This window comes from Variovorax paradoxus, assembly GCA_016806145.1.
Taxonomy (GTDB): Bacteria; Pseudomonadota; Gammaproteobacteria; order Burkholderiales; family Burkholderiaceae_C; genus Variovorax.
Genome location: CP063166.1, coordinates 5,277,779 through 5,290,977 on the forward strand (window position 1 = coordinate 5,277,779; position 13,199 = coordinate 5,290,977).

13 protein-coding genes are annotated in these 13,199 nt (G+C 70.9%); 3 read left to right on the plus strand and 10 right to left on the minus strand.

Annotated elements, in window-relative coordinates; translation table 11 throughout:
* Positions 1-54: 54 nt before the first annotated feature.
* Together INQ48_24535 and INQ48_24540 are read right to left on the minus strand one after the other, a co-directional pair.
* The gene (locus INQ48_24535) at positions 55-357 is read right to left on the minus strand and encodes a DUF1330 domain-containing protein (GenBank protein ID QRF56487.1); all 303 of its coding nucleotides are present in this window, start codon (positions 355-357) and stop codon (positions 55-57) included.
* Positions 358-482: 125 nt separating this feature from the next.
* Complete coding sequence (locus INQ48_24540; GenBank protein ID QRF56488.1) at positions 483-1,406, minus strand: helix-turn-helix domain-containing protein; 924 nt, start codon at positions 1,404-1,406, stop codon at positions 483-485.
* Positions 1,407-1,650: 244 nt separating this feature from the next.
* Here INQ48_24540 and INQ48_24545 point away from each other — a divergent pair, with 244 nt between their 5' ends.
* Entirely contained in the window at positions 1,651-2,217 is a 567-nt protein-coding gene (locus INQ48_24545; GenBank protein QRF60875.1) for a hypothetical protein, read from the plus strand.
* Here the strand turns inward: INQ48_24545 and INQ48_24550 are convergent, their stop codons facing one another.
* The 3 genes from INQ48_24550 to INQ48_24560 all read right to left on the minus strand — a co-directional run bounded on the left by INQ48_24550 (position 2,218) and on the right by INQ48_24560 (position 6,373).
* Positions 2,218-3,450 carry a glycosyltransferase family 1 protein gene (locus INQ48_24550; GenBank protein QRF56489.1) on the minus strand — a complete coding sequence of 411 codons (1,233 nt, stop codon included), beginning with the start codon at positions 3,448-3,450 and terminating at the stop codon, positions 2,218-2,220.
* Complete coding sequence (locus INQ48_24555; protein QRF60876.1) at positions 3,447-4,019, minus strand: helix-turn-helix transcriptional regulator; 573 nt, start codon at positions 4,017-4,019, stop codon at positions 3,447-3,449. The genes INQ48_24550 and INQ48_24555 overlap by 4 nt, the downstream gene beginning before the upstream one ends.
* Before the next feature lie 179 nt (positions 4,020-4,198).
* Positions 4,199-6,373: an adhesin gene (locus INQ48_24560; GenBank protein QRF60877.1), complete on the minus strand. Its 2,175-nt coding sequence runs from the start codon at positions 6,371-6,373 to the stop codon at positions 4,199-4,201.
* A gap of 274 nt (positions 6,374-6,647) precedes the next feature.
* On the opposite strand from INQ48_24560, the gene INQ48_24565 reads away from it, so the two are divergent.
* Positions 6,648-7,913: a DUF1835 domain-containing protein gene (locus tag INQ48_24565; protein ID QRF56490.1), complete on the plus strand. Its 1,266-nt coding sequence runs from the start codon at positions 6,648-6,650 to the stop codon at positions 7,911-7,913.
* 60 nt (positions 7,914-7,973) lie between these two features.
* A complete protein-coding gene (locus INQ48_24570; protein ID QRF56491.1) occupies positions 7,974-8,432 on the plus strand; it encodes a GNAT family N-acetyltransferase in 459 nt (152 codons plus the stop codon).
* Between the two features lie 422 nt (positions 8,433-8,854).
* Here INQ48_24570 and INQ48_24575 read toward each other — a convergent pair whose 3' ends face one another.
* The 5 genes from INQ48_24575 to INQ48_24595 all read right to left on the minus strand — a co-directional run bounded on the left by INQ48_24575 (position 8,855) and on the right by INQ48_24595 (position 13,096).
* Positions 8,855-9,580 carry an iron dicitrate transport regulator FecR gene (locus tag INQ48_24575; protein QRF56492.1) on the minus strand — a complete coding sequence of 242 codons (726 nt, stop codon included), beginning with the start codon at positions 9,578-9,580 and terminating at the stop codon, positions 8,855-8,857.
* Positions 9,581-9,644: 64 nt separating this feature from the next.
* Positions 9,645-9,818 carry a YbdD/YjiX family protein gene (locus INQ48_24580; protein QRF60878.1) on the minus strand — a complete coding sequence of 58 codons (174 nt, stop codon included), beginning with the start codon at positions 9,816-9,818 and terminating at the stop codon, positions 9,645-9,647.
* A gap of 71 nt (positions 9,819-9,889) precedes the next feature.
* Entirely contained in the window at positions 9,890-11,968 is a 2,079-nt protein-coding gene (locus INQ48_24585) for a carbon starvation protein A (GenBank protein ID QRF56493.1), read from the minus strand.
* A 118-nt stretch (positions 11,969-12,086) separates the two neighbouring features.
* Positions 12,087-12,626 (minus strand): C40 family peptidase, encoded by a 540-nt coding sequence (locus INQ48_24590; GenBank protein ID QRF56494.1) that lies wholly within the window; start codon positions 12,624-12,626, stop codon positions 12,087-12,089.
* A gap of 152 nt (positions 12,627-12,778) precedes the next feature.
* A complete protein-coding gene (locus tag INQ48_24595; protein QRF60879.1) occupies positions 12,779-13,096 on the minus strand; it encodes an HU family DNA-binding protein in 318 nt (105 codons plus the stop codon).
* Between the last annotated feature and the right edge of the window lie 103 nt (positions 13,097-13,199).

Sequence of the window (13,199 nt, forward strand, 5' to 3'; positions counted from 1 at the left end):
ATGCGGCCCTCGAGGCCGCATGTCTTTTTGGGGCGGCCGAATTGCGCCGCCGGGCTATCGCCCCGGAAGCCGCAGCCCCTCCACCAGCAGCACCACCGCATCCGCGCCAGCCTTGCGATCGCGCGCAATCGCGGCGTAGCCGGGATCGTCCTGGAATGCGCGCGCGGCGTCCTTGTCCTCGAATTGCATCACCACCACCTTGTCGCGCGGCCATTCGCCTTCGAGGATTTCGGGCGCTTCGTCGGCCACGAGCAATTGCGCGTCGAAGCGCGCGAACACGGCCGGGAATGCGCGTTGATAACGCCGGTAGGCCTCGAGGTCGGTGAAGGCGAGTTGGGCAATGATGTAGGCGGGCATCTGTCGAATGTCTCCTGTGTCTCCGGCTTCAGTATCCATTCGCGGAAAGCCGGGACACGCGTTCCATTGCAAGCATCGGCAATAGGCCGAAAGGCAGGTCTGCGACGCGTCCCGCGCGCGAGACGCTACGAAATCGCGCGCGGCGTCGCCGAAGGCAGTTCGCCGAACAGCGCCTTGTAGCGCTGCGAGAAATGGCTCAATTGATGAAAGCCCTGCGCCTCGGCCGCCTGCGACACGCTCAATTGCGCGGGTGAGGTGGCCAGCAGGCGGTCGCGCACCGCATTGAGCCGCAGGCTGCGCAGGTAATGCACCGGCGTCGTGTCGGCCATCTGCCGGAAGCCGTTCTGCAGGCTGCGCCGGCTGGTGCGCAGGCGCCGGCACAGCGCCTCGATGTCGGGCGGCGCGGCACCGCTGGCGGCCACGATGCGGTGGCACTCCGAGACGATGAAGCTCGCCGAGCTGCCGGCCACGCCCGGCGGCGCACCGGCCGCGCCCTCGAGCACGGCATGCAGCGCCTCGAAGGCGATGCGCGCGGCGGCTTCCTCGCCCGCGGCATCGCCGCCCTGCACCAGCCCCAGCAAGGCGTGCCGCAAGCGCGCCACGGCTTCGGCCGGCGCGCGCAAGACCGGCTGCGACAGCAGGCACAGCGCCTGCGGCGGCAACGGCCGCGCATCGAGCAAGCGGCGGAACTGCTCGGCCTCGAAGGTCACGGCCAGCAGTTCCATGCCGCGCGGGCGCTGCAAGGTGAAGTCGTCGCCGGCGCGCAGCAGGAACAGGCTGTGGTCCTCGAGCGCGCGGCCCTGCACGCGCGGAATGCCGGCGCCCTGGCCGTTGCCGATTGCGAAGCACAGCCGCCCGGCCGGCAGGCAGCCCTGCTGCACCACGCGCTCGCTCATCCACTTGCGGAACACGTGCACCCCGCCCGAGACCGCCTCGGCCAGCGTGCTGCGCATCACGCCCTGCGAGAGCTGCAGGTAGCGCTGCTGCCATTCGGGCGCGGAGGCGCCGTGCAGATGGAAGTCGTCGAACAGGTCGAGGGTGAGGGCCATGCGCGGGCAAAGGGGGCGGTGGGTTGCCAGCGTATGCCGGCCCGCGCATTTTGCCGATTTGGGTTAACGAGCGTTCGGCCTTCCGCTCCACACTGCCGGCCTCCCAGGAGTGACCATGGCTACAACGCTTGCATCGCACGGCCGCAAGGCCTTCACCACGGCGCTGGTCGCCTGCGCGGCGGCGCTCGCCGGCTGCGGCACGGCGCCGAACGCCCTTCCCTTTTCTTCCAACCAGAGCAGACCCATGACCGAGGAACAGACCCGACAAGCCATTCAAGGCGACTGGACCAGCATCGCGCCCGAAGTCCGGCCCATCGCCGCGAAGAACGCCGACGGCACGCTCAAGCCCTTCTATCTGAAGCGCGCCTTCAAGGCCCTGCCCGGCGACCGCTTCGAACTGGCCATCGTCAACTCGGCCGACGCGAACGGCGCGGTGCCGCTCGCGCGCATCCTCATCAAGGGCCACATGCTGTGGCGCGGCGCGCACCCGATCGCGGCCGGCGCGCAGAAGGTGGACTTCGTGGCCGACGAAGCCTACGAGGTCACGCCGCTGATCCAGGGCTTCGCCGACCTGCTGAATCAGGTGGCGAGCCAGGGCTATGCGAAGTGGGAAGTCGGCGGCACGCAGAGCGTGTTCGGCAAGAGCTTCGCGCCGTTCGGGCTGGCCGCGGGCCGTCACTTCATGGAGTACGACCTCGTCCTCCTGCGCGGCGACATGCTGTTCTGGGGCGCGCGCCACGTCGACGGCCGCGGCTTCGACACCGAGCAGAACCGGCCGACCAACCTGCAGATCCCGCTGGTGCGCCCCTGATCAGCGCGCGAGCGTGGCCTCGATGAAGGCCACCGCGCGCGCCAGTCCCCGCTCGGCGCGCATGCGCTCGCCGAGTTCGCGCGCCCTCGAGCGCACGGCCGCGTCGTCGGTCCAGGCGATGCCGCGCGCCAAATCCTGCGCCGTGAGCCGCGTGCCGGCCACCGCCGCGGGTGACACGCCGGCGCGCGCGAGCTGGTGGGCCCAGAAGAACTGGTCGCCCGCGAACGGCACCACCACCGAGGGCACGCCCGCGCGCGCCGCCGAATGCGCCGTGCCCGAGCCGCCGTGGTGCACCACCGCCGCCATGCGCGCGAACAGCCAGTCGTGCGGCACGTCGCCCACCCCATGGAAGTTGGCCGGCAGCCCCTGCAGCGCCATGCCGCTCCAGCCCGGGTTGAACACCGTGCGCCGGCCCGCCATCGCCTCGACCAGCAGCGCGCGCATGCGCACCGCATCGAAGCCCGTCATGCTGCCGAAGCCCAGGTAGACCGGCGCCTCGCCCGCGTCGAGAAAGGCCTGCAGCGCGGCGGGCACCTGCCATGCGCCGGCGGGCGGCAGCCACTGCCCGAAGGCCACCGCGTTGGCGGGCCAGTCGGCCGGACGCGGCAGCAGGCTCGGCGAGAAGCCGTAGAGCATCGGATGCCCGTCCCAGATCTTCCTGCGTGCGGGCAGCCCGCAGACCTCGGCGCGCGCCGCGTTGATCGCCGGGCGGAAGGCGCGCCACAGCATCGCGTTGACGAAGCGATGGCTGGTGCGGTGCAGCCAGCGCGGCACCTTCGCGGGCGGCACGAAGGGCGTCGCGAAATCGCGCGTGGGCGTGAGCGGGAACATGCCCGCGCCGATCACCGGCACGCGCAACGCATCGCCGGCCGAGAGCCCGACGAAGGCCGCGAGCCCCGCCGACACGATGGCGTCGCAACCCTGCGCCGCCTCGACGGTCTGCCGCAGCCAGGCCACGGCATTGGCGTTGGCGATGGCCGCGAGCGCCTTCGCGGCCGCGCCCGGGTTGTGGCTCTGCGCGACCACGTTGGCGATCGAGCCGCTCGCGCCCAGCGCGCCCTGGATGTCGCCGGCCAGCGCCTGCGAGCGCACGCCCAGGCGCCGCGCGGTGCCGAGCGTGGAAGCGTCGGCGAGCAGCACCGTGGAATGGCCGGCCGCATCGAGCGCATGGCACAGCGCGGCGAGCGGGCGCGCATCGCCCTCGGTGCCGTAGGTGACGACCGCGATCTTCATGCGCGCTTCCTCCGCGCGGCCTTGGCACCGGCGCGCGTACCGTCGACGAAGACCTCGACGATCGCCGCGAACTCCTCGTCCAGTTCCAGGCCCGGCAGCGTGAGCCAGCGCATCAGCGCGCCGAAGTACAGGTGGTGCAACAGCTGCGCGAGATGCTCGGGCGCGAGGTCGTCGCGCAGGCTGCCCGCCTGCTGCGCATCGCGGATCAGCAGCGCGAACAGCCCGATCAGGTCGCGCGGCCGGCCCTCGGGATCGCCGCCGCCGTCGAGCTCGCTCTCGATGTTGAGGAAGCGAAAGCGGAAGTAGTCGAGCAGGTAGGCGCGATGGCGCCGCGACCACTCGGCCGAGGCCTCGAGCAGCCGCGCGAGCCGCGCCTCGAAGCCGCCGGGCGCGCCGGCCAGCGCTGCGAGCCGCGCGGTGTCGGCCGCGAGCTCGAGGTGGATCCAGTGCGCGAGCACCGCCTCCTTGGTCGCGAAGTGGTTGTAGAGCGTGCCCTTGGCCACGTCGGCCTGCTGGGCGATCTGCTCCATCGTGGTGGCGTCGTAGCCCTGGGCCTCGAACAGTTGCATGGCGATGGCAGCCACGTGGTCGAGCGTCTGGACGCGCCGCCGCTCGCGGCGGCCGGGGATCTCCGGGACTGGCAAGGCGATGCCTTCAAAGTTGAACGTCGTCCAAGTTTATACGACATTCAAAATCGAACGACATCCATGTCCGGCACGATGCGAAGCGGCCGCGCGGCCGCCCGCCCTCACCAGGCGTAGCCCGCCTGCACCCGCGTCGCGATGTGGCTGCCGCTGCCGCCGCTGGTGGCGGTCGACACGCCGAGCCCGAGGTTGAGGTTCTCGCTCACCTGGTAGCCGAAGGCGAAGCCGATCGCCGACGCGCCCGCATAGTTGCCCACGGCCGCGCCCATCCACTTCCTGCCGGCGGCGAGCGCCGGCATCGCCGGCATCGCGAGCGAGGCCGCCACGCCGCGCGCGGCGAAGGCATTGGACTGCTGCACCGCGCCGCTCACGGCCTGCTGCAGCTGGTTGACGTTGACCGCGTCGGTGCCCAGCAGGCCCGGCGCCACGTTGGCGATCGCGCGCAGCTGGCCGGTGGCGGCATTGCCCACCGACACCGTGTTGTCGCGCTCGGCCACCGAGCCCTGGCCCAGCGCCACCGAGTTGCTGCCCGAGGCCAGCGTGTTGGCGCCGAGCGCGACCGCGTTGTTGCCCGTGGCCACCGCGTTGTTGCCGACCGCGGTGGTCGGGTCGGCCAGCGCCCGCGCGCCCGCGCCGATCGCCACCGAACCCTTGTGCTCGGCGCGCGCGCCGTTGCCGATGGCGGTCGTGTCCTCGCCGATCGCCTGCGCGTTCGTGCCCATCGAGGTGCTGCCGGCGCCGCTGGACACCGAGCCGCTGCCGCAGGCCACCGCGCCCGAGGCGTTCATCGAACACACGCCGCTGGCCAGCGCCTGGTTCATCAGCGCCTGCAGCGCCGTGACCTGTTGCACCGTGAAGTTGTTCGCCGAGCTGACCGCGCCCTGCTGCGCCTGCTGCACCTGGCCCACATTGGCCGCGTCGGTCGCGCTCTGGCCCGCCGCGACGTTGGCGATGGTGGTGCCCGCGCCGCCATTGGCATTGAGCTGCAGCGAGGTGCCGCCCGCGCCGTACTGCGCCGAGTTCTGCGCCAGTCCCAGCGCCGAGTTGGCGGTGCCCTGCGCGGTGTTCGCGGCGGTCTGGGCCGCGTTGGCGGTGGTCTGCGCGGTCGCGGCCGCGCCCTGGGCCGCCGTGGCGGTCGTCTGCGCGGCATTGGCCGTGGTCTGCGCCGCGGCGGCGGCGGCCTGCGCGGCCGTGCCCGTCGCCTGCGCGGCGGCAGCGGCCGTCTGTGCCGCCGTGGCCGTGCCTTGCGCCGTGGTCGCCGCCGTCGATGCGGCATTGGCCGTGGATTGCGCGGCGGCGGCCGCCGTCTGTGCCGCGGTGGCCGTGCCCTGGGCGGTGGTCGCCGCCGTCGATGCGGCATTGGCCGTGGTCTGCGCGGCACTGGCCGCCGCCGACGCACCGTTCGCCGTCTGCTGCACGCCATAGAGCTGGCTGCCGTTGACCGCATCGGTGCTGGTGGCCGTCACCGCGCCCATGCTGACGTTGACCAGTCCGCGCGTCTGCCCGGCCGATCCGAACGAGACGGTGTTGGCAGCGGTCGCGACCGAGTTCGCGCCGATCGCCACGCTGCCGGTCGCGCCGCTCGCCACCTGGCTGCCGCTGCCCAGCGCCACGCTGCCCGCGGCCTGGGCCGAGGCACCGGCCGATCCATTGCCCGCGCCGCCGATCGCGGTGCTCGCGGCGCCCGATGCGACCGCGCCCGAGCGCGTGCCGTCGGCGCTGCCGAGTGCGATCGCGCCGGTGGCGGAGGCTTGCGCGCCATTGCCGCCCGATGGCGCGGTACCGCCGCAGCACCCATCGGCACCCGTGCCACCCGCACCCAATGCGATCGCCCCGCTGCCGGCTGCCGCGGCCCCCTTGCCGCCCGCACCACCCGCTCCCCCCGCCTCGCCCTGGCCGCCGTTGCCTCCGGCGCCGATGGCCGTGGCATTGCCACCGGTTGCGCTCGCGCCCACACCACCCGATCCCCCCCTTCCGACCGAGTTGGCGTCGCCGCCGCGCCCGCCCGCGCCGATCGCGGAGCCTCCCGCGGCAGTGGCGCTCGCGCCCGCACCGCCAGCGCCGCCGGTCGCGCCCGAACTCGCATTGCCGCCGTTGCCACCGCCGCCGATCGCCGTTGCACCGCCGGCGGCCTGCGCCGCCGCCCCGCCCGCCGCCGCCCGAGCCGCCGAATCGCCGGCGCCGCCATCGCCGACACCGCCGCCGCTGAAGCCCGCGGCGAAGCTCCCGCCGGCCGCGAGCAGTGCCGCGAGCGGCACGGCGCGCAGCAGGCGCAGCATGGAGGACCGGCCCCTCGGAACGGAACGAGGAAGGGTGCGCGCGGCGAGAAGGCGTGCTTGCATGGTGTCTCTGGTGCGTTGAAAAACGCAACGGAGTGTGTCGTCGCCGCCCTCGTGCAGCCATCCCCGAAAACAAGTAAATCGCTCCTAGAATCGGCGCCGGCGTCTTCCACGCCTCCCGTCCGCGGAAAGGGCTGCGCCCAGGTTTCATCCCCCATCGCATGCCCATGCGACTCCCGGCCAGACAGCGGACACGGCCGACACTGGAGTTCGTATGTCCAACACCCCTCGCGACACCCATCGCGCCTCGGCCCGCAGCGGCCACATCAGCCTCGAGCAGCAGCGCAAGCGCGCCAAGGAACTGCTCGAACGACTCGCCGATGGCAGCGCCCTCGTGCCACCGTTTCTTCTTTCGCGCCGGAACGCTGCGGCGCCACGGCTGGCCGACGCCCAATGGCTGATCGCGCGCGAGCTCGGCTTCGCGAGCTGGCCCCAGCTCAAGGCCCATGTCGACGCGGTCGACTTCGCCGCGGCGCACCCGGGCTTCGTGGCCGACGACGAAGCCGGCACCCAGCACTGGCGTTGCGGCAACGACATCGCCCACACCCTGCAGCTCGCCGGCTTCCGCGGCGCCTTCCACATGTTCGCGGACCCGCTGTGCATGGGCCCCGTGCCCGAGCAGCCCGAGGCCACCTTCATCGAAACACGCAGCGCCTTCGTCGCCGAAGCCTTCGACCTGCCGCTCGACGATGCACGCGGCCGCATGCGCGGCGAATACGAAGCGCTCGCGCGCCTGCCCGATGCCAGCCGCGCCGTGCTCTGGTGCGAAGCCGATGCCTACGACCAGCTGTTCCTGATCGCCGTGCTCGCGCGGCTCGAGCGCCTGCCCGCGAAGCTCGAGCTGATCGAGATCGATCGCGTGCCCGGCGTCGACCGCTTCATCGGCATCGGCCAGCTCGCACCCGCCGTGCTGGCCTGGCTGTGGCCGCGTCGCAGGCCCATCGATGCGCCCGCGCTCGAACTCGCGCGCAGCGCATGGCACGCCTACAGATCCTCATCGCCCGAGGCCTGGGCCGACATCGCGCACCGCGAGACGCCCGCCCTGCCCTTCCTCGCGCCCGCGTTGCGGCGGCAACTGCAGGAGCTGCCCGCGCTGCGCGACGGCCTCTCGCTGACCGAGCGCCTGGTGCTGCGGACCATCGACGAGCACGGCCGGCTTCTTTTCGGCCAGGTCTACGCGGAACTCAACGAACACCGCGAACCGCTGCCCTTTCTCGGCGACCTGATGTTCCACGCGCTCGTGCGTCCCTTGATCGACGCCGCCGATCCGCTGGTCGTGGAATCCGATGCCCAGCGCGACTGGCCCCAGCGCCCGCTCGAACTCACGACGCTGGGCCGGCGCGTGCTCGCGGGCGAGACGTACTGGATCGACCATGCGAGCCACGAGCGCTGGATCGGCGGCGTGCGCATCGAGCCCCGCAAGGCGCACTGGGCGATCGACGATGCACTGCGCCCCGTGTGGCGCGCCGAGCCTCGCTGAGTCCGTCGCAGCGCGCGGGGTGCTTTGCTACCCTGCGCGCTTCATCTCATTCCAAGCCCCATGACCACGATCTCCGTCCGCCAGGCCGTGATGGCCGACCTCGATGCACTGGCCGTGCTGTTCGACCAGTACCGCCAGTTCCAGGGCCAGCCCGGCGACCTGCCCGCCGCGCGTGCATTCCTGCGCGAACGTCTCGACCATGGCGAGTCGGTGGTGTTCCTCTGCCACGACGGCACCGTGCCCGTGGGCTTCGCGCAGCTCTACCCGATCTTCTCGTCGGTCTCGCTCACGCGTGTGTTCATCCTCAATGACCTGTTCGTCGTCGCGGCGGGGCGCCGCAAGGGTGTCGGCTCGCGCCTGCTTGCGGCTGTGGAGTCGTATGCGTGGTCGCTGGGGGCTGCGCGCATTTCGTTGAATGTCGCGCGCGAGAACGTGTCGGCGCAGCAGCTCTATGAGCGGCAGGGGTGGGAGCAGGATGGGAAGTACTTCATGTACCACCGGTTTCCTGCGGCGTCGTAGGCCGCGCGAATGCGGCGATGGGCAGGCTCGGTCCAGTTGCGAGGCCCGGAGCCCTCATCCTAGCCCTCTCCCAGAGGGAGAGGGGACAAGACAAACACAAGGCCGAGCGAAGCGATGGCCCGAGCGACATTGCAAGGCCGAGCGAAGCAATGGCCCGACCAGCATTCCAAGGCCGAGCGAAGCAAAGGCCCGAATCACCCCCCTCTGGCTGCGCCGAGGAGCGCAGCGTTTCGCGGATCAGGGCTCGCAGCTGTTTGAACGAAGCGAGTTCTGCGAGACCCCGCGAAACGCGAGCACCGCAGGTTGCCCCGTAGCGCAGCGGAGGGGTCGCAGACAGTGGGGTCGCCTTTTCTTTGGTTACTTTCTTTTGGCGAAGCAAAAGAAAGTGACTCGCCCGCCGGGGCGAGACCCGGCCTGCAGTCTCACCCCCCCTTCAACCCCTCCACCATCAACGGCAACAAGACTTCCGAAGCCCCCCTCAACACGACACGCGCCCGATCATCCAGATGCCCAACAGGCTCGAGATTCAGCGTGATCAAAGCAGCCCCCCGCCCCATCGCCAACACAGGCAAATCCGCCGCCGGATAAACCACAGCCGTACTCCCCACGAGCAAGAACAGATCGCACTCGACAGAAGCCTCCTGCGCATCCATCAACACCCCCGGATTCAGCATCTCCCCAAACATCACCACATCCGGCCGCGCATGCCCCCCACACCGCAGGCAGCGATGAAAGGGCCACGGCCCATGCCGATTCCCGCACCGATCGCAGCGCCACCGCCGCAGATTCCCATGCAGCTCCAGCACGTCGACACACCCCGCCTGCGTCAGCAGCCCGTCGACGTTCTGCGTGATCAGCCGCGTCGCCGGCCGCAACCGCTGCAACGCAGCCAGCGCCCGATGCCCCGGATTCGGAACAGCCTCCTCGATCACGGCCAGCCGCTGCCCCCAGAACTTCGTGAAGCCCGCCGGATCGCGCGCCAGGTCCTCCGCATGCGAGAACTGGATCGCGTTCTGCTGCATCCACAGCCCATCGGCGTCCCGGTAGGTCGGGATGCCCGAGGCGCGCGACAGCCCCGCGCCGGAAAAAACGACGACGCGCCGGCTTGCGTTCAGCAGGCCGATTGCCGTGTCCAACTCTTCTTGCATGAATGAAAAAACGCCTCCCTTCGGAGGCGTGGTGATCGTCAGCGGCCCATTCTCGCCGAGCCCGTCAGCAACAGCGCCCCTTGCCCGCGCCGTAGCGCGCCTCGAGCCGCTCGCGGAAGAAGGCCTCGTAGCTCATCGGCGGCCGGTCGGGATGCGTGGCCGCCATGTGGCTCAGGTAGACGTCGTAGTCGGGCATGCCGACCATCAGCCGCAGCGACTGCCGGATCGAGCGCGCGATGTAGCGCCCGGTGTCCGCGAGGCCGCGGCCCGCGGCGGACGCTTCATCGACCTGCATCCCGCGCTCCGGCTTCAGTGCGCACCGCGCGCCGCGACCGCGCCGCCCATCGGCTCGAACGGCGTCTCGTGCGCGGTCGGCCGGTTGGCCGCGCGCGCCGCGAGGCAGGCCTTGATGCTGTAGACCAGCACGCTGAGCACCACGAACATGAAGAGCGCGCACAGCGCCGCATCGAGCCGGTCGTTGAAGACGATGCGCTCCATCGCCGCCGTGGTCTTGGCCGGAGCCACCAGCACGCCGTTGGCCAGGCCTTCGCTGTACTTCGCCGCATGCGAGAGGAAGCCGATCTTCGGATCGCTCGAGAAGATCTTCTGCCAGCCCGCGGTCAGCGTGCAGGCCAGCAGCCACACGGCCGGCGCCGCCGCCACCCAGGCATAGCGCTCGCGCTTCATGCGGAACAGCACCACCACGCCGAGCAGCAGCGCCACCGCGGCCAGCATCTGGTTCGAGATGCCGAACAGCGGCCACAGCGTGTTGATGCCGCCCAGCGGATCGACCACGCCCTGGTAGAGGAAGTAGCCCCAGGCCGCCACGCACAGCGCGGTCGCGACCAGGTTGGCCGGCAGCGAGTCGGTGCGCTTGAGCGCGGGCACGAAGCTGCCCAGCAGGTCCTGCAGCATGAAGCGGCCCGCGCGCGTGCCGGCATCGACCGCCGTGAGGATGAAGAGCGCCTCGAACAGGATCGCGAAGTGGTACCAGAAGGCCATCATGGCCTGCCCGCCGATCACCTGGTGCAGGATGTGCGCCATGCCGACCGCGAGTGTGGGCGCGCCGCCGGCGCGGCCCAGGATGGTGGTCTCGCCCACGTCCTTGGCGGTCTGCACCAGCATCTCGGGCGTGACCACGAAGCCCCAGCCCGAAATGGTCTGCGCCGCCTGCTGCACCGTGGTGCCGATCAGCGCACCGGGGCTGTTCATCGCGAAGTAGATGCCAGGCTCGATGCACGAGGCCGCCACCAGCGCCATCACGGCGACGAAGGACTCGGCCAGCATGCCGCCGTAGCCGATGAAGCGCGCATGGCGCTCGTTGTCGAGCATCTTGGGCGTGGTGCCCGAGGAGATCAGCGCATGGAAGCCCGACACCGCGCCGCAGGCGATGGTGATGAACAGGAACGGGAACAGGTTGCCCGACCACACCGGGCCGTTGCCCTGCGCGAACTGCGTCACCGCGGGCATCTGCAGCGTGGGCGCCACGACCACGATGCCGATCGCCAGCGCGATGATGGTGCCGATCTTCAGGAAGGTCGACAGGTAGTCGCGCGGTGCGAGCAGCAGCCACACCGGCAGGCTCGCGGCGACGAAGCCGTAGCCCACGAGCATCCAGGTCAGCGCCTTGCCGTCGAAGGTGAAGGCCGGGCCCCAGACCGGGTCCTGGCTCACCCACTGGCCGCCGAAGATCGCGAGCATCAGCAGCACGAAGCCGATGATCGACACCTCGCCGATGCGGCCCGGGCGGATGTAGCGCAGGTAGAGGCCCATGAAGACCGCCACGGGAATCGTCGCGGCCACCGTGAAGGTGCCCCACGGCGATTCGGCCAGCGCCTTCACCACGATCAGCGCCAGCACCGCGAGGATGATGATCATGATCATGAAGGTGCCGAACAGCGCGATCATGCCGGGCACCACGCCCATCTCCTGCTTGACCAGGTCGCCGAGCGAACGGCCGTCGCGGCGCGTGGAGATGAACAGCACGATGAAGTCCTGCACCGCGCCCGCGAACACCACGCCCGCGAGCACCCACAGCAGCCCGGGCAGGTAGCCCATCTGCGCCGCCAGCACCGGGCCCACCAGCGGGCCCGCGCCCGCGATGGCCGCGAAGTGGTGGCCGAACAGCACGTTCTTGTCGGTCGGCACGTAGTCCAGGCCGTCGTTGTGGCGGTGCGCCGGCGTCTTGCGGTTGCCGTCCAGGCCCAGCACCTTGTCGGCGATGAACAGGCTGTAGTAGCGGTAGGCGATCAGGTAGGTGCAGATCGCGGCGGCGACCACCCAGATCGCGTTGATCGTTTCCCCACGACTCAGGGCCACGGTGCCCAGCGCGAACGCGCCGAACACCGCGATGACGAGCCACACCAGGTGGCGGCGGATGCTCTGCATGCAGTTGTCTCCTCGGATTTGTCGAACCCCGAGGAGTCTTGCCGGACGCGCGCGCGCTGCCATCCGTCGCACCGCGCGGACGGGGCGCGTGGCTTTGCGTAATGGAAAACCCGAAGGCCTAGCCCGGCCGGCGCACCTGCACCGGCTGGCGCGACCAGTAGATGCCGTCGAGCCGGTCGAGCCGGACCTCGCCGCCGGTCGAGGGCGCATGCACGAAGCGGTTGGCGCCCACGTAGATGCCCGCATGCGTGGGCGTGCCCGCGCCGAAAATCACGAGGTCGCCGGTGCGCATCTCCGCGGTGGGCACGCCCTGGCCGAACGAGGCCATGCGCGCCACGGTGCGCGGCGCGGCCTGGCCCACGCTCTCGCGGTAGACGTAGCCGATCAGGCCGCTGCAGTCGAAGCCGCCGTCGGGCGTGTTGCCGCCGTAGCGGTACGGCGTGCCGACCAGCCCGAGCGCATGGATCGCGATGCTGTTCGACTGCTCGTCGCTCAGCGGCGAGCTGCGCACCGTGGGAATCGATGGCGAGGAGGTCGACGGCGGCCGGCTCGCGCAGCCCGCGGCCAGGATCGCCACCGCGCAGGCCCCGGCGGCAAGGAAGCGATGCAGTTGCTTCGGGATGCGGTGGCCGGGGTGGTGCGCGTGGGCGTCTTGCATGTCGAGGGGCGGGTCTTGTGGACGTGCGCGCACTCTAGCGCGAATGCCCGCGCGCCAAAAGCAAACCCTCCGCGTTCCACGCGCATCGGATGCGCGGGCCCGCGGAGGGCTGGGGTGCAGCGCGCGAAGGTCGCGCGCCGCGGAGCACGGGATCAGGCCTGCGGTGCCGCGCCGTTCACCACGTCCTTCAGCGCCTTGCCGGCGGTGAACTTGGGAGCCTTGCTGGCCTTGATGGTCAGGGGTTCGCCGGTCGACGGGTTGCGGCCCGTGCGCTCGGGACGGCTGGTCACCGCGAAGGTGCCGAAGCCGATCAGTTGCACCGTGTCGCCGCCGGCGAGCGCGCGCGAGAGGTTGTCGAGGGCGGCGTCGAGGGCGCGCGCGGCGTCGGCCTTGCTCAGGCTGGTGTCGTTGGCGATGGCGGCAATGAGGTCGGTCTTGTTCAAAACGAGTGATTCCTTGTGGGTTGGGATGACGGTTCGGTGACGCCCCCGCGCGGCGAAGCGGCGGGAACGCACCGGCTCGAATTTAACGGGCGCTACGCCGGCCTTCGGCCGGCACGCACGCGAAAGCGAG